Origin of the sequence: Nocardia sp. NPDC056952 (genome assembly GCF_042674185.1) — a bacterium.
Taxonomy (GTDB): domain Bacteria; phylum Actinomycetota; class Actinomycetes; order Mycobacteriales; family Mycobacteriaceae; genus Nocardia.
The window spans coordinates 1-15,553 of the sequence record NZ_JBHURA010000024.1; the positions used below are offsets into that span (position 1 = coordinate 1).

The 15,553-nt window shown below is 69.4% G+C and carries 17 protein-coding genes and 1 other RNA gene; 9 read left to right on the forward strand and 9 right to left on the reverse strand.

The annotated features are described in order from the left end of the window. Positions 1-363: 363 nt before the first annotated feature. Together ACFTS5_RS33990 and ACFTS5_RS33995 are read right to left on the reverse strand one after the other, a co-directional pair. Positions 364-1,230, reverse strand: coding sequence for an SURF1 family protein (locus tag ACFTS5_RS33990; RefSeq protein ID WP_378639433.1), 867 nt, complete (start codon positions 1,228-1,230; stop codon positions 364-366). Beyond that, the gene (locus tag ACFTS5_RS33995; RefSeq protein ID WP_378639435.1) at positions 1,230-1,733 is read right to left on the reverse strand and encodes a low molecular weight protein-tyrosine-phosphatase; all 504 of its coding nucleotides are present in this window, start codon (positions 1,731-1,733) and stop codon (positions 1,230-1,232) included. The genes ACFTS5_RS33990 and ACFTS5_RS33995 overlap by 1 nt, the downstream gene beginning before the upstream one ends. Before the next feature lie 71 nt (positions 1,734-1,804). Here ACFTS5_RS33995 and cobC point away from each other — a divergent pair, with 71 nt between their 5' ends. Together cobC and ACFTS5_RS34005 are read left to right on the forward strand one after the other, a co-directional pair. After that, positions 1,805-2,914, forward strand: coding sequence for an Rv2231c family pyridoxal phosphate-dependent protein CobC (gene cobC / locus ACFTS5_RS34000; RefSeq protein ID WP_378639466.1), 1,110 nt, complete (start codon positions 1,805-1,807; stop codon positions 2,912-2,914). Then, on the forward strand, positions 2,898-4,061 hold the full coding sequence (locus ACFTS5_RS34005; RefSeq protein ID WP_378639438.1) for a Nif3-like dinuclear metal center hexameric protein: 1,164 nt from the start codon (positions 2,898-2,900) through the stop codon (positions 4,059-4,061). The genes cobC and ACFTS5_RS34005 overlap by 17 nt, the downstream gene beginning before the upstream one ends. A 6-nt stretch (positions 4,062-4,067) precedes the next feature. Here the strand turns inward: ACFTS5_RS34005 and ACFTS5_RS34010 are convergent, their stop codons facing one another. Further along, positions 4,068-4,670 carry a hypothetical protein gene (locus tag ACFTS5_RS34010; protein ID WP_378639439.1) on the reverse strand — a complete coding sequence of 201 codons (603 nt, stop codon included), beginning with the start codon at positions 4,668-4,670 and terminating at the stop codon, positions 4,068-4,070. A 134-nt stretch (positions 4,671-4,804) separates the two neighbouring features. Between ACFTS5_RS34010 and ACFTS5_RS34015 the strand changes: the two genes are divergently transcribed. The 3 genes from ACFTS5_RS34015 to ACFTS5_RS34025 all read left to right on the forward strand — a co-directional run bounded on the left by ACFTS5_RS34015 (position 4,805) and on the right by ACFTS5_RS34025 (position 7,520). Next, positions 4,805-5,542, forward strand: coding sequence for a zinc ribbon domain-containing protein (locus tag ACFTS5_RS34015; RefSeq protein ID WP_378639441.1), 738 nt, complete (start codon positions 4,805-4,807; stop codon positions 5,540-5,542). 16 nt (positions 5,543-5,558) lie between these two features. Then, on the forward strand, positions 5,559-6,689 hold the full coding sequence (locus ACFTS5_RS34020; RefSeq protein ID WP_378639442.1) for a bifunctional RNase H/acid phosphatase: 1,131 nt from the start codon (positions 5,559-5,561) through the stop codon (positions 6,687-6,689). Positions 6,690-6,830: 141 nt separating this feature from the next. Beyond that, the gene (locus ACFTS5_RS34025) at positions 6,831-7,520 is read left to right on the forward strand and encodes a S1 family peptidase (RefSeq protein ID WP_378639444.1); all 690 of its coding nucleotides are present in this window, start codon (positions 6,831-6,833) and stop codon (positions 7,518-7,520) included. Between the two features lie 61 nt (positions 7,521-7,581). On the opposite strand, the gene ACFTS5_RS34030 is transcribed toward ACFTS5_RS34025, so the two are convergent. Continuing rightward, positions 7,582-8,406, reverse strand: coding sequence for a helix-turn-helix domain-containing protein (locus ACFTS5_RS34030; RefSeq protein ID WP_378639446.1), 825 nt, complete (start codon positions 8,404-8,406; stop codon positions 7,582-7,584). Positions 8,407-8,478: 72 nt separating this feature from the next. Here ACFTS5_RS34030 and ACFTS5_RS34035 point away from each other — a divergent pair, with 72 nt between their 5' ends. After that, positions 8,479-8,874 (forward strand): hypothetical protein, encoded by a 396-nt coding sequence (locus ACFTS5_RS34035; protein WP_378639448.1) that lies wholly within the window; start codon positions 8,479-8,481, stop codon positions 8,872-8,874. A gap of 243 nt (positions 8,875-9,117) precedes the next feature. Here ACFTS5_RS34035 and ACFTS5_RS34040 read toward each other — a convergent pair whose 3' ends face one another. Next, complete coding sequence (locus ACFTS5_RS34040; protein ID WP_378639450.1) at positions 9,118-10,005, reverse strand: alpha/beta hydrolase; 888 nt, start codon at positions 10,003-10,005, stop codon at positions 9,118-9,120. A 36-nt stretch (positions 10,006-10,041) separates the two neighbouring features. On the opposite strand from ACFTS5_RS34040, the gene rnpB reads away from it, so the two are divergent. Further along, positions 10,042-10,449: RNase P RNA component class A (gene rnpB / locus ACFTS5_RS34045), an RNA gene on the forward strand. A 64-nt stretch (positions 10,450-10,513) separates the two neighbouring features. On the opposite strand, the gene ACFTS5_RS34050 is transcribed toward rnpB, so the two are convergent. After that, positions 10,514-10,885 carry a hypothetical protein gene (locus ACFTS5_RS34050; RefSeq protein WP_378639451.1) on the reverse strand — a complete coding sequence of 124 codons (372 nt, stop codon included), beginning with the start codon at positions 10,883-10,885 and terminating at the stop codon, positions 10,514-10,516. Between the two features lie 414 nt (positions 10,886-11,299). Here ACFTS5_RS34050 and ACFTS5_RS34055 point away from each other — a divergent pair, with 414 nt between their 5' ends. After that, entirely contained in the window at positions 11,300-11,632 is a 333-nt protein-coding gene (locus ACFTS5_RS34055; RefSeq protein ID WP_378639453.1) for a hypothetical protein, read from the forward strand. A 21-nt stretch (positions 11,633-11,653) separates the two neighbouring features. Then, positions 11,654-13,084, forward strand: a complete 1,431-nt coding sequence (locus ACFTS5_RS34060; protein ID WP_378639456.1) for an RNB domain-containing ribonuclease — start codon at positions 11,654-11,656, stop codon at positions 13,082-13,084. Between the two features lie 9 nt (positions 13,085-13,093). Here the strand turns inward: ACFTS5_RS34060 and ACFTS5_RS34065 are convergent, their stop codons facing one another. From ACFTS5_RS34065 to ACFTS5_RS34075, 3 genes are read right to left on the reverse strand one after another with little or no spacing between them, the layout of a single operon-like run. After that, positions 13,094-13,951, reverse strand: a complete 858-nt coding sequence (locus ACFTS5_RS34065) for a CHAD domain-containing protein (RefSeq protein WP_378639458.1) — start codon at positions 13,949-13,951, stop codon at positions 13,094-13,096. A 4-nt stretch (positions 13,952-13,955) separates the two neighbouring features. After that, positions 13,956-14,918, reverse strand: coding sequence for a prolyl aminopeptidase (gene pip, locus ACFTS5_RS34070; RefSeq protein ID WP_378639461.1), 963 nt, complete (start codon positions 14,916-14,918; stop codon positions 13,956-13,958). Further along, on the reverse strand, positions 14,918-15,346 hold the full coding sequence (locus ACFTS5_RS34075; RefSeq protein ID WP_378639463.1) for a hypothetical protein: 429 nt from the start codon (positions 15,344-15,346) through the stop codon (positions 14,918-14,920). The genes pip and ACFTS5_RS34075 overlap by 1 nt, the downstream gene beginning before the upstream one ends. Positions 15,347-15,553: the final 207 nt, after the last annotated feature.

Genomic DNA, 15,553 nt, shown 5'->3' on the forward strand with positions numbered 1-15,553 from the left:
CCGCGGAATCGCTCCTTCGTCGCATCTCCGCGGCGCCTAACCGGCGGCCCGGCCGCGGACCGGCCACTTCGTGGCCGCCGCTCCCTAGGGGTCGCGGGGGCGGGGTTGGGAGGGCGGTCATGGCGGACCTGGGGTGCACGGTGTGGCTGGAGGGTGCACGGTGTGGCTGGGGCGCATGGTGCGGCTGGGGCGCATGGTGTGGCTGGGGCGCATGGTGTGGCTGGGGCGCATGGTGTGCACGGTGTGGCTGGGAGGTGCACGGTGGGGCGGAGTGGCGATAGAGGTGTGGGGTTCGCGGTGTGCGGCTGGGAGAGGGTTGAGGTCCCGGACGACGTGCTGGATTCGGGAGAGGCCGAGCAGCTGTCAGCGGTTGCGGCCGTAGCGGTCCGCTAGGCGGGCTTCTGTGGTGGGTTGGGTGGGGGTGGGGGTGTCTACGGGTGGTGTGGCGGTCGTCGGGGTGGACGGTTGGGCGCGGTCTCGGCGGCGGGCTTTGAGCTCGGCTACGACGAAATAGCCGAGGCCGAGGGGGGCCATCAGGCCGAAGGCGAGCCATTGGAGGCCGTAGGAGAGGTAGGGGCCCGCGTCCAGTTGGGGGAGGGGGGTCGGGGTGAAGGCGCCTGGCTGGTCGGCGGCCAGCTGGAGGTAGCCGCCCTTGTCGGTGCCGGTCGGAATGGGGGTGAGGGGAGTGCCGAGGACGGCGGATTCCTGGGTGGTGTCGACTGTGTACACCTGGCGGAAGCCGTCTTGGGTGCTGGGCGTTTTGTCGGGGACCACGCCCTCGGAGGCTCGGACTCGGGCTTCGATGCGTTGCGGGCCGGCGGGCGGGTCGGCGATCGCCGGTGGGCGGGTGCCGTCGACGGAGGCGACCAGGCCGCGGTCGACCAGGAGGGTGCGGCCGTCGTCGAGGCGGAAGGCGGCGAGGACGGCGTAGCCGGGGGCGCCGTCGAGGTGGCGGAGGCGGACCAGGACGGTCGACTCGGGGACGAAGGCGCCGGTCGCGGTGACCTTGCGCCACTCGGTGTGGGTGCCGGAGTCGCCGTCGAGGACATCGGTGACGGCTACGGGGTCGGCCTGCACGGAGTCGGCGATCAGCTGGTTGCGGTGTTCGGTGCTGTCGTTCTTGCCGAGCTGCCACGGCGCCAGGACGGTGAAGCACAGGTAGGCGAACGCGGCGACGATCACCGCGAGGATCAGCCAGCTGGGGCGCAGCAGGAAGGTGAGTTTGCGCATCAGAGCTGCACGTCGGCGGGGTTGCGCGCGTCGAGCTCGGCGTGGACCCAGTCGAGCAGGCCGGGGATGGCGGCCTCGATCTGGTCGCGGACGAGGTCGAAATCGGACTGGTCGCCGTAGTACGGGTCCGGCACGTCGCGGCCGTCGGCCGCGGGGTCGAAGCTGCGCAGCAGCCTGCGCTGCTCGGTGGGGACGCCGCGGTGCGCGAGCTCGCGATCGTGGCCGGTGTCCAAGGCGATGATCAGGTCGGCGTCACTGTGCTCGGGACCGAAGGTCGCCGCGGTGTGCTCGGTCGGGTAGCCGGCGCGGCGCAGGGTCGCCTCGGTTCGCGGGTCGGCCGCGTCGCCGACATGCCACGAACCGGTGCCCGCGCTGCTCACCCGCACGCGGTTCGCGAGACCCGCTCGATAGAGGTGCGCCTCGAACATCTTCGCGGCCATCGGTGACCGGCAGATATTGCCTGTGCAAATGAACGAGACATGTAGTGGACCCACGAGAGCCATTCTCGCCCGTGGCGCCGAATCGCCGCCACGTAGGGTGTGCAGTTGTGCTCGAGGACTCCGTCGACCCTGCGATGTTGCGCCACCACGGCGACGTGGAGGCGCGCCCGGGCATGCTCGATTTCGCCGTGAACGTCCAGGGCGTCGCCCCGCCCGCCTGGCTGCGCGATCGCCTGGCCGCCCGCCTCGCCGACCTCGGCCGCTACCCGGGTTCCGACGACGAGCACGCCGCCCGCGCCGCGGTGGCCGCCCGCCACGGCCGCTCGCCCGACGAGGTCCTGCTGCTGGCAGGCGCCGCCGAAGGCTTCGCCATGCTGCCCCGCCTGGCCCCCCGCCTCGCCGCCGTCGTCCACCCGTCCTTCACCGAGCCGGAACTGGCACTGCGCGAGGCAGACGTCCCGGTCACCAGGGTGATCCTCGAACGCCCGTACACCCTCGATCCCGCCCTGGTCCCCGAGGACGCCGACCTCGTGGTCCTCGGCAACCCCACCAATCCCACCTCGGTCCTGCACCCCGTGGAAACCATCTGGGCACTGCGCCGTCCCGGCAGAATCATCGTCGTCGACGAAGCGTTCGCGGACGCTGTCGCCGGCATCGCCGCCGGATCCGCCGCAGGCGAATCGCCATCGCCGATCGGTGGGCTCGTCGGCTCCGGCGACGACCTGGTCGATGCGAGTTCTCCGGTTGTCGGTGAGCCGGAGTCCTTGGCCGGTCTTTCGGCCCCCGATGTCATCGTTTTCCGCAGCCTCACCAAGACCTGGGCACTGGCCGGGCTCCGGTGCGGCTACGCCCTCGGCGCTCCCGAAGTCCTGGCCCGGCTCGCCCACGGCCGCCCGCACTGGCCGCTCGGCACCCTCCAGCTCGAGGCGATCATCGCGACGGCCGAACCCGCCGCCGTCGCGGAGTCGCGACGCTACGCGGACCGCATCGCCGTCGACCGCACCGCGATGATCGACCGTCTCACCGCACTCGGCCTCGACGTGCACACCCCGGCCACCGGCCCGTTCCTGCTGCTCCGCGTTCCCGATGGCGTGCTGCTGCGTAAACATCTCGCCGACCGCGGCATCGCTGTTCGCCGCGCCGACACGTTCCCCGGCTTGGGGCCCGACCACCTCCGCGTGGCGGTCCGTGGCGCCGCCGAAGTCGACCGGTTGATCGACACACTGAATGCGGCACTGTGGTGACGAGCATTCCCACGCGACGAAGGAGGCGGCGGTGACCGACCTGGCCGAACTGATCGGGGTACTCGACGCGGCGTACCCGCCGCGACTGGCCGAATCGTGGGACTCGGTGGGACTCGTCTGCGGTGACCCCGCACAGGAGGTCACCAAGGTGGTCTTCGCCGTCGACGCGACCGCCGCTGTAATCGACGAGGCAATCGGCTGGGGCGCACAGGCTTTGGTCGTCCACCATCCGCTACTGCTGCGCGGGGTCGACACCGTCGCCGCCGATACGCCCAAAGGCGCGCTGCTGCACCGGCTGATCCGATCCGGCTGTGCCCTGTTCTCCGCCCACACCAATGCCGACTCCGCCGACCCCGGCGTCTCCGACGCGCTGGCCGCGGCCGTCGGCCTCACCGTCACCGGCCCCTTGGATCCCAAACCGATCGCCTCCGTGGACAAGTGGGTCATCCAGGTGCCGCAGACCCACACGGCTTCCTTGATGTCGGCCCTGTTCACCGCGGGCGCGGGTGCGATCGGCGACTACCGCGAAGCCGCCTGGTACACCGCGGGCACCGGGCAATTCCTGCCCATCGCGGGCGCCGACCCGGCGATCGGCGCGATCGGCACGGTCGAGATCGTCACCGAGGACGCTGTCGAAGTGGTCGCGCCCCCGACCTCCCGGCTCGCCGTTCTCGCCGCCCTGCGCGCCGCCCACCCCTATGAGGAACCCGCCTACCACGTCACCGAACGCGCACCCCTGCCGTCCTCGCTCGGCATCGGCCGCATCGGTGAACTCGCACAGCCCGAAACCCTGCGCGAGTTCACCGCACGCGTCGGCGCCGGCCTGCCACGCACTGTCTGGGGCGTGCGCGCGGCGGGCGATCCGGAACGCGTCATCGAACGCGTAGCCGTCTGCGGCGGCGCGGGCGACTCCTATCTCGACAAGGCCATCCGCGCCGGCGTCGACGCTTACCTCACCTCCGACCTGCGTCACCACCCCGTCGACGAACACCTTCGGCGCGGCGGCCCCGCCCTCGTCGACGCCGCTCATTGGGCCACCGAGTTCCCCTGGTGCGGTCAGGCCGAACAGTTCGTCAACATCGCCCTCCCCGCGGTGCGGACCCGCGTCTCCACGCTGCGCACCGACCCGTGGACGGTCAGCGGCTGATCGGAGTCACCACTGCGCCTGACCGGACCACGATCGGGCGAAGTCGGGATGCGCGCGCACGGTGACCGAGCTCGCGTCCGGCGCCAGGGTCGCCTCGAGGTAGCGGTCGGTGCGCGCGAACACCGCGGGTCCGAGCATCACCGCGAGGAGTACGAGCCCGACTCCGGCCGCGCAGAGGATCCACGCGAACGCGGACGGGCGGGTGAACATCAGCGCCCCGCCGGCGAACAGGGGCACGAGGCTGCTCACGTAGTAGACGATCAGTTTCTTGACCCGCGAATCGGCCCGCGCCGCGCACTGCTCGCATTCCGGCCACCGCGCCTTGACGAGCGCGAGCGGCTCGTTGCAATCGACCACGAGGGCGCCGAGGGCACTCTTCGGCAGCTCCCACAGCAGCCGCCCGGCACCTTCCTGGCGGTAGTCGCCCGGCTTGCCCCAGAACCGCAGGATCTGCTCCTTCGGCTCGATCGCGTGCTGCCCGTGCACGAGACACACCGGGGGTAACGGCGTTGCCAATGTCAGCTGAAGCTGGCGCGGTTCGGCGTGGGAGTCGAAGACGTGCGGTCGCAGCGGCAGTGCCAGGTCAATTCTCGGGTTCGATGTGGTCACACTTGCTTGGACGCGGCCGGGACGCGTTCGGTTCCCGCCTTCGGCCATCTCTTCGGGTCATGGCGTGATCACACCCCGCGGCGCGGTACGGTTGATCGATCCATCCGTCCACTGTGTTCAGGAGTTCGTGCGCGTTGAATGTCGAACCGTCGGTCCAGACCAAGCTGTTGCAGCTCGCAGGAGTCGATGCCGAGTTGACGCGCATCGCCCACCGCCGTTCCGCCCTGCCGGAACAGCAGGAAGTGACACGTCTGGCGGCCGAACGTCACGGCTACAAGGACGCGGCCGTGGCGGTGGAGATCGGCATCGACGATCTGGACCGCGACATCCGCAAGCTGGAGGGCGAGGTCGACGCCGTCCGCAAGCGTGAGGATCGCGACCGCGGCATGCTCACCTCGGGCACCGTCGCCGCCAAGCAGCTCTCGGAGATCCAGCACGAACTGGGCAGCCTGGAGCGTCGCCGCTCGGTGCTCGAGGACGAACTGCTGACCGTGATGGAGCAGCGCGAGGCGATGCTCGCCGACCACGACCACGCCGGTGCGCGGCTGAGCAAGGCCGACCAGGACCTCGAGGACGCCGAACGCCTGCGCGACGAGGCGATGGCCGATCTCGAAGTGGCGCAGCAGCGCTGCGAGAAGGATCGCTCCGAGCTGATCGGCCTGTTCCCCGCCGACCTGATCGCCGTCTACGACAAGCAGCGCGCGGCGCACGGTGTCGGTGCGGCCCTGCTGCAGGCCCGTCGCTGCGGCGCCTGCCGGATCGAGATCGACCGCGGCGAGATGCAGCGCATCGCCCAGGCCGCGCCCGACGCGGTCCTGCGCTGCCCGGAATGCAGCGCGATCATGGTGCGCACCAAGGAATCGGGGCTGTGATCGCGGCGGTGTGCCGATGAGCCAGGTGATCGTCGAAGCCGACGGTGGCTCGCGCGGCAATCCCGGCCCGGCCGGCTACGGCGCGGTGGTGTTCGCCGCCGATCACGTGCGGGTGCTCGCCGAGCGCAAGGAGTACATCGGCGTCGCCACCAACAATGTGGCCGAATACCGTGGTCTCATCGCGGGTTTGGCGGCCTCGGCCGAGCTGGGCGCCCGCGACGTCACGGTGCGGATGGACTCCAAACTCGTCGTCGAGCAGATGTCGGGACGCTGGAAGATCAAGCACGCCTCGATGATTCCGCTCGCCGAGCAGGCACGGGCACTGGTCGCCGGATTCGATCGGGTGAGTTTCACCTGGATTCCGCGCGCGGAGAACTCCCACGCCGACCGGCTCGCGAACGAGGCGATGGACGACGGTGAACTCACCGCAACCGTGCGCGAAGCCGTCGCGGCCGGACATGCCGCCGGTGACGAAGTCGCGGTGCCGAAATCTGTTGACGCGAACAAGGTTTCGCCCGGCTGGACCGGCGCCGTCGGCAAGCCCACCCGCCTGCTGCTGCTGCGCCACGGCCAGACCGCGCTGTCGGTGCAGCGCCGCTACTCCGGCCGCGGCAACCCGCCGCTGACCGAGCTCGGTCGCGAGCAGGTCGACCGCGCCGCGAAAATGCTTGCCGCCAAAGGCGATATCGCCGCCGTGGTGAGCTCCCCGTTGCAGCGGGCCCGGTCCACCGCCGAAGCCGCGGCATCGGCCCTCGGCGTGCCGTTGCGCATCCTCGACGACCTCACCGAGACCGATTTCGGCGACTGGGAAGGTCTCACCTTCGCCGAGGCCGCCGAGCGCGATCCGCTGCTGCACCGCGACTGGCTCGGCGATCCGTCGATCCCCGCACCCGGCGGCGAGAGTTTCGATCAGGTCCGCGAACGGGTGGAAGGGGTGCGCCGCGATCTGGTGGCGCTGTACCCGGGCCAGAACGTGGTGGTGGTCAGCCACGTGACCCCGATCAAGACCCTGCTGCAACTGGCGCTGGGCGTCGGGCCGTCACTGCTGTACCGCCTGCACCTCGACCTCGCGTCGCTGAGCGTCGCCGAGTTCTATCCCGACGGGGGCGCCTCGGTGCGCCTGGTCAACGACACCTCGTACCTGTGAGCTAGCCGCTCGTCACCCGGGCACGGTACGGTCGCCCCGGCGCACGGTCGGCGTAACGACGACGCCGCATCGCCCGAAATATTCTCGGGCGCGCGGAATGCCGCGGCCACACAGGAAAGGTACTTGATGAGGTTTCTACGGATGGCGGCGTTTGCGGCGGCCATCGCGGGGGTGCTCACCGCGTCCGCGGGCGCGGGCAGTGTGACGGCCGATCCGAGCGTGGTGCTCGGCGCGGCTTCGGGCATCGTCTTCGACAACAACTCCGGTTGTTCGCTCACGGCCATCGGACACGACGGTGCGGGTCGCCTCGTCGGCCTCACCGCGGGACACTGCGCGCCGACCGGTTCGCGGGTCGGCGCCGAGCAGGCGCTCAAGGCGGGCGTGATCGGGACCGTCGCGTACTCCGACGACGGCGACTACCTGGATTTCGCTGTGCTGCAACTGGATGCGTCGAAGGTATTGCCGGTACGCACCATCGGCCAGACCACCGTCGCCGGTATCGGTGCCTCGCCCGGCCCCGGCGCCACGGTGTGCTCCGACGGCCGTACCAGCGGTCGCAGCTGTGGCGTGGTGTGGGGTGAGCTCGAAGGCACCTCCATCAACCAGTACTGCTCGCAGCCGGGCGATTCCGGCGGCCCCGTCGTCGTCGGCGACCGCCTCGTCGGCATGAACCAGGGCCGTCTCACCGGCCTGGGCCCGGTCGATTTCGACGTCCCGTGCACCGGTGGCGCGAACCCGATCCACTCGCCCGCCTACTTCCAGCCCATCCAGGTGATCCTGGACGTGCTCAACCGCGCAGGCGGCGTAGGCGCGGGCTTCCAGCCCATCTGATCTACTCACGAAAACAAGGGGCGCAGTACCGAACAGGTGCTGCGCCCCTTGTCGTGGTCGATCACCCGTCGCTCAACGCCCGCAGTGCCGTGGCGGTGGCGTCGTCGAGGGGATAGAAGAACTCGATGGCGAGTTCGGACAGCGTCACGTCGGCGGGTGCGCCGAAGGTTGCCATCGTCGAGAACATGGACAAGGTGCCGGTGGGTGTGGTGACGCGGATCGGCACCTGGAAAGGGCCGGTGGCTTCGGCGGGCGCCGGCGAATCCTGTGGCGCGGGATAGGCGTTCACCTCGTCGTAGAGGGCGCGCAGACGGTCATCGCCGGTGGCTCCCGCCTGCCGGCGCAACCGTTCGAGGAAGAGGTCCCTGACCTGGTGCAGGTTCTCCAGCCGCCGCGCGAGGCCGTCCGGGTGCAGGACCAGACGGTAGACGTTCGGGCGGGGGAGCAGTAGCTGTTCGGGTACGCCGATCATCAGGACCGGCATGGCGGCATTGCCCGCGACCACGTCCCACCACCGGTCGACCACCACCGCCGGATACGGTTCGTGCGCGCGCAACATCGTGTCGATGGCCGCCCTGGCCGCCGAGAGTTCGGCGGCGTCGAGCCGCGACTCCTGGTAGGCGGGCGCGAATCCGGCCGCGAGCAGCAAGGCATTGCGTTCTCGCAGTGGCACTTCGAGCGCCTCGCACAGTCGAAGCACCATGGCGCGGCTCGGCTGGGATCGCCCGGTCTCCAGGTAGGAAAGGTGCCGTGCCGAGGTATCGGCGGTCAGTGCCAGATCGAGCTGGCTGAGCTTGCGCCGCTGGCGCCACTCGCGCATCAATGGGCCGATGCGGGCGCTGGTCGTCACCCGGCCAGCGTATCGGTCCGCTCGAGGCAAGGCCATGACCTCCGAGGTCATTGCCACGCTGACCCGGTCGCCGCACAGTGGGGTCGTTCCCCGAGACAGGAGAAGATGATGACCCCCTCGATCGCCGGTCCGCGACCCGGCCTACTGCCCACGGTGCTGCGTGTAGACGGCTGGAGCACAGGGCTTTTCGGCATCGCGATGGTGGCCGTCGCACCGCTACTGCGCGACCCACTCGGCCTGCCGGTCCTCGTGTCGCTGCTGTTCGGTGTCGTCATGCTCATCGGCGGTGCCATCCTGCTCGCCATCGCCCGGGGCGGTCCCGCTCGCTTCGCCCCCGCCGTCGTCGCGGTGAACGCGCTCTCGGCCGTCGGCATGACCACGCTCGCCGTCACCGATATCTTCACCCTGACCACCCCCGGCATCGCCTTCCTCCTCGCCGGCGCCGCCCTGGTCGCGACCTTCGCCGCCCTCGAGTACGTCGGCCTCCGACGGGCGGACCGATGAGCGACGAGACAGCAGTGCTGGAATTGCTCGCCGAACAGGTCGCCGCGTGGGCAGCCGGCGACGGTACCGCGCTCGCCGCGACGTTCACCGATGACGCCGACTTCGTCTCGGTGATCGGCGAATCATCCAGGGCCGTGCGCAACTCGCCGCCGTCATGCAGGAAGGCTTCGACGGCTTCATGCGCGGCACTTATCTGTCGGAGCCCGAGCGGAGTGCCCCACGGGCCCGGAGTATCCGGGCAGTTCAGGGGCGAAGGACCGACACCAGGAAATCGGTCTGGTCGCGTACTACCTGCTCGAAGACATCGTCGAAGTACACGTCGAAGTGGCCGACCGGATACTGCTTGACCACAGCGTGTTTGGTGCGTTCGGCGGCCTTGCGGGTCGGGCCGGCGGGGGCGATCGAGTCGTTCTCGGCGATCGCGTAGAAGACGGGGACCTTCAAGGACTTGGCGCGGCGGCCGGGGGAGTCGAAGAGTGTCGAAAACGCCACGCGGGCACCCACTTTGGGATCGTAGGTGTCGCTCTCCTCGGCCAGTCGGCCGTAGCCCTCCGGCACGTCGGTGGCGCTCATCAACGCCGCGGAGCGTTTGCGCCCGGCCAGGCGGATGCGGACGGGTTTGCGGCGGATCGGCCCGAAGAGCAGGTCGGTGGCGGCGATGGTGGCGACCTTGGTCAGGCTGATCGGGCCCTTGGCCATCCCCGACGCCCACCCGCTGGTGAACGGCACCTGGGCCACCACCGCGGCGAGGTAATCGTCGTCGGGCGCCACCGCGAGCACATGTCCCCCGCCGAACGAGGTGCCCCACAACGCGATCCGCGTGGCGTCGAAGCCCCGGATGCTGCGCGCGTAGGCGATTGCGGCCTTCCAGTCCTGCCGCTGCCGCGCGATGTTGAGCACCTGGCGCGGCGAACCCTCACTGGCACCGAAATTCCGGTAGTCGAACGCGAGCACCCCCATTCCCGCGGCGACGAACCGCCGCGCATACCGATCCAACCCCATCTCGCGGGTGGCCCCGAGCCCGTGCCCCATGATCACCAACGGCCGCGGACGAGGCGCGCCGTCGGGCAGGTAGAGCCACGCGGCGCACTGCTGCTCACCCGAAGGGAAACTGACGTCGACACGTTCCATGAGTCAATACCGTAGCGAGTACTCTGTACCGGCGGGCGAGTCGGCCGGGCGACCGCGGTAACGGGAACGGGCACGAACAGTGCCGCTGCCCGGTGCCGAGGAAAGTCCGGACTCCACAGAGCAGGGCGGTTGTTAACGGCAACCCGGGGTGACCCGCGGGACAGTGCCACAGAAAACAAACCGCCGCACGCACGTGCGGTAAGGGTGAAACGGTGCGGTAAGAGCGCACCAGCGCCCCGGGTGACCGGGGCGGCTAGGTAAACCCCGCCCGGAGCAAGGTCGAAGGCCGCATCGGCAACGGTGCGGCTGCGCAGGTGTTCGAGGGCTGCTCGCCCGAGCCTGCGGGTGGACCGCTCGAGGCACCCGGCAACGGTGTGTCCAGATGGATGGTCGCCCCCCGATGCGAATCGGGGACAGGATCCGGCTTACAGGCCGGCTCGCCCGCCCATGCGACGCGAAGGCGGCGGTTCCCACCGGGAGCCGCCGCCTCGCTTCGCCGCAGAGCGGCTCAGCACATCAGTGTGGACATCTGGTAGACGGCCGTGGCCTCTTCGGTGGTCGCGGCGGTGTCACCGTTCTTGGCCGCCTGCTTGATCGTGGCGATCGTGTCGGCCTCGGACTTGCCGGCCTTGATCTCGGAGCAGGAATGGTTCAGCACCGCGGCCACGGCGGCGTCGTCGCGCCCCTGCGCCAGCTTCGGGAAGGCGTTGCGGTAACTCACCACGAACATCCCCGCCTTGCTGGCTTCGACCTGGAAGGAAGGCGCGGGAGTGGTGGACGCGGCGGGGGAACCGGCAGAAGAAGAGTCGTCGCCGCAGCCGGCCAGAAGCAGGGCGAAGACGGTGGCGCTGGCCGCGATGGCGGCGGTAGTTCTACTCACGCAGCGGGATGCTAGCCGCCCAGGAAACACGCCGCTTCCCGTGTGGTTAACGGGAAGCGACATGTTCCGGATCGAAGCGGTGAGCTACCCCGGGTTGATTGCCAGCAGGTGCGCCCAATAGCTGGCCGCGTCCGGTCCGAGGATCGGCGACAGGTAATCGAAAATCAGCCACGACATACGTTCGCAAACTCCCATTTATCGACGTGAGTGCCGCACAACCCGGCAGCTGCCGAGTGCGCCGCCGCCACAGTAACAATTGCCCGCAATGTCTCGGCGATCGTGTGTCGAGACAGAGAAAATGCGCTGGAACTCGCCGGGAACGTGAGCGAGGTCATAGAGTGATCGCCGTCGGCAGGGCTCGCTGCCACTTCCTCGAGCCCAACACATTCGATCGCGGAAGCAGGTCACATTTACATGCGGGTAGTTCGTTCCATTGTCGCCGGTGCACTGATCGCCGGAGCCGCTGCGGTTTTCGCAACGCTTGGTGCCGGTTCGGCGAGCGCGGTCGCGGTGACCCCGCTCAACGGTGGGGTTCAGGTCGACCTCAGCCCGGCTGATACCGCCTGGGTGCACCAGTCCCGATTCGGCCTGACCGTGGCCGGTCTGCCGCATCCGTCGGCGGCCTCGTTCGGTCAGGCGCTCGACGCGGCCGCGACCGTGTCCTCCGCCGTGCCCAACGGCCGGGTCACCTTCACGGTGTACGGCCCGCTCGATCAGCTCAACGGCACCATGCTCGCACTGCAGTAGGAAATCGCTACTCTGCGAGTCATGGAACTCCATCAGCGGATCGTCTCGGCGCCGGTCGACTTCGGCGCCATCCGTTCCGAATTCGGACTGGCCTCGGAGTATCCGACCGAGGCCGTCTCCGACGCCCGCGACGCGGTGGACGCGTTCGCGGGCACCCGGGTCGATCGGACCGATATCGAGTTCGTGACCATCGACCCGCCCAGCGCGCTGGATCTGGACCAGGCGCTGCATATCGAACGCACTCCCACCGGCTTCACCCTGCACTACGCGATCGCGGATCTCGGTGCGGTGATCGTGCCGGGCAGTGCGCTGGCCACCGAGGCCGAAGTGCGCGGGCAGACCTTCTATCTGCCCGACGGTAATGTCGCACTGCATCCGACCGTGCTGTCCGAGGGCACCGCGAGTCTGCTGCCCGGCGTCGACCGGCCTGCCGCGTTGTGGACCATAGAACTCGACAATGATGCTGTGCCACAGAGCTTTTCGGTGAAGCGCGCACTGGTGCGCTCCCGGGAGCGGTTCGACTACGCGCAGGTCCAGGCTGCCGCCGACGCCGGCACTCTGCCGCCGTCGCTGACCGCGCTGCCCGAATTCGGCCGGCTGCGGATCGAGGCGGGTTTGGACCGCGGCGCGATCTCGTTGCGGTTGCCCGCACAGGAAGTGATCCCCGACGGAGACGGCTGGCGCCTGCGGCTGGAGCCCCGGACCGAGGCAGACGACTGGAACGAACAGGTCTCGCTGCTCACCGGCATGTGCGCGGCGCGAATCATGATGGAGCACAAAGGGGCCGGCTTGCTGCGGACGATGCCGCCACCGCCGGACAGCGCGATCGATTCGATGCGGCGCACGGCGGCGGCATTGGGGGTCGAGTGGCCCGCCGAGGTCCCGGTGGGCCGCATGCTCGCGGGGCTCGACGCGAATACCCCCGCCGCGCTGGTGTTGATGTCGGAAGCCACCGGCTTGTTGCGTGGCGCGAGCTACACACTGCTCGCCGAACTCGACGACCCGACCCCGGAACAGCTGACGCACAGTGCGATCGGCGCACCGTACGCCCACGTGACGGCACCACTGCGACGGCTGGCCGACCGGTTCACCACCGAGATCTGCCTGGCCTACGATGCCGGAGTCGACGTGCCGCAATGGGTGACCGACGGTGTGAAGGCCGCCGCCGAGACGATGCGCCGCACCGATGCCGTCGCCGGCAAGGTCGATCGCGCCTGCGTCGACCTGACCGAGGCCACCGTCCTCCAGCCTCGGGTAGGCACCGAGTTCGCCGCCGTGGTTTTGCGTGATGCCAACGGGTCTCGGCCCGCTGAGATCTTCGTCAGTGAACCGCCGATCCTCGCGCGGTGTGCGGGACAGCCGCCGGAAGGGGAGAACGTCGCGGTGCGGCTGGCCGTCGCTGATCCGGGAACTCGGACTATCGGGTTCGAATACGACGGGCCACGTCGATAGCGGGGACTGTCAGTTCGCGGCGGAGATGAACGCGGCGGCCGCCGGGTAGTGGGCGATGGCTCGGCCCGCGGCTGCTTCCTCGGTGTCGGCGAGGAGTTCGTAGACGGTTGCCGCGGTCGCGTGGGTACCTGCTGCCACCACCAGGATCGCTTCGCGGGATTCGACGGCGTCGCGGTGGTCGCCGAGGACGGATTGGAGGCGCTTGGCCCGGGTGCCCAGGTCGGTGGCGTCGGGGCCGAGGACCGTCGCGGCGGCTTCGCAAGAATAGCGTAACCGCTTGGCGCCCTTGCGGATGTCGTGGAGCAGTTCCACGCGGTCGGCCGGAGTAGCGGTGGGCTCGGCGAAGACGAGTTTGCGCAGGCGTTTGCGGTCGCGGCGCAGGACCTTGTCGAAGACATCGGTCGCGTTGTCGCGGGCGAGTTCGGGGGCGAGCGGAGGATCGGTGCGCCAGGTTTTGAGGACTTTGCGCAGGCGGCGGTAGCGCTTGCCGTCCATGGCGCTCAGTACCTCCGTGTGAGCAGCGGTGTAGGCCGCACGGGAGGCCCCGACCAAGGCATCGGTGACCTCGGCGGGGACTCGGTCGTAACCGGTCAGCAGGTCGGTGAACCGTTCGGCGCGGACTTCGGCGTCGCGGGCCACGCCGAGCAGGTCGGCGAGCCACTTCAGTTCCGCTTCGGTGGCGGCGGCTTCCTCGGCGTCGAACAGCTTGCGATAGGAGCGCAGGACACTGCGGAGCCTGCGCGTGGCCACCCGCATCTGGTGGACCGAATCGTCGGCGTCGGCGCGCACATCGGGTTCGGCGTCGAAGAGCCGGTCGATGTCCTCGCGTAGCGCCGCGACGACGGCTTCTCCGGCCTCGGTCGCCATGGTGTCAGCCTCGCTTTCCGAACGTATCGGTCGCCTCCACCAGCTGGGCGGTGATGCCGGGCTCGTGCGCGGTGTGCCCGGCGTCCTCGACGATGTGCAGCGTCGAGGACGGCCACGCGTTGTGCAGATCCCATGCGCTCACCGCGGGGCACACGATGTCGTGGCGGCCCTGCACGATCACACCGGGGATGTCGGCGATCCGATCTATGTCTCGCAGCAACTGTCCCTCGTCGAGGAAGCCGCCGTGGCGAAAATAGTGGTTTTCGATCCGGGCGAACGCGAGAGCGAAGCGTGCTTCGGCGGTTTCGGCGACCCGATCCGGTTGCGGGAGCAGGGAACTCGTCGCGCCTTCCCATGTCGACCAGGCGACCGCGGCATCGAGCGCGACCTGCGGATCGGGGGAGTGCAGCAGCCGGTGATAGACCTCGACGAGATCGTCCCCGCGTTCCTCGACGGGGACCGGCGCCAGGAATCTCGCCCACTCGGCGGGGTAGACGTTGCCCGCGGCGCCGTTGTAGTACCAGTCGATTTCCTTGCGCCGCAACAAGAAGATGCCACGCAACACGAGTTCGGTCACCCGCTCGGGGTGGGCCTGCGCATAAGCCAGGCCGAGGGTCGAGCCCCACGAACCGCCGAACACCTGCCAGCGCTCGACCCCCAGATGGTCGCGCAGCAACTCCATGTCAGCGATCAGCTTCGGTGTGGTGTTGGTGTCCAGGGGAGCCCCATCGGCGATGTGCGGCATGGACTTTCCGCATCCGCGCTGATCGAACAGCACGATCTTGTACACGGCCGGGTCGAAGAAGCGCCGTTGCAGCGGCCCGGTGCCGCCGCCGGGTCCGCCGTGCACGAACACCACGGGCTTGCCGTCGGGATCACCGCTGACCTCCCAGTACACCGACTGGCCGTCGCCGACGTCGAGCAGGCCCTGCTCGAACGGTTCGATCTCGGGGTAGAGACCGCGCATCAGAACGCCAGTCCCGCGGCGAGGGAAGGCAATTCGAGAGCGGTGAGCGCCTCGGTCCGCACCTCGGGGCAGCTCTCGGTGGTCACCCGGTCGATCATCGCCTTGTCGGCGAGAACGTGCCCGTTGATGCCGCCGTTGCGGAAGCCCCAGTCGTGCACCATGGCGTTGAGCGAGATCCGCCCGAGCGTCGGCCCCTGCACCCGGAAGTTCGACAGCTCCGGGCGGATCATGTCGCACAGTTGCGCGGCGGAGGAGGGGCTGATCGTCAGTGTCCCGGCCGGCGTGGTGGTCGTCGGCGCGGCCGAGGTGGTGGTGCCCGCACTGCCGGTCGAGGCCGGTGGCGTACCCCCGCAGGCGGTCAGGGTCGCGGCGGTGAGCGCGCCCGCGATCAACAGCACGGAACGGGAAATCCAACGGCGTTGCGGCATCGGTACCTCTGCTAGTCGAACAGTGTCGCCATCGAGTCTGCCAGTTTGTGATGTGGTGCGTCGGGTCCGACGGGCGGGTTGGATCTGATGTTCGGTAGTCCCAGAACGGTGAACGCTGTGTTGGTTGGCGCGCTGGCGCGCGCGTGTCCGCGGCCCTGAGGGGCCGCCGGTCAGGCACCGGTGCTTGCTCCTTCGTCGCCTACGCAC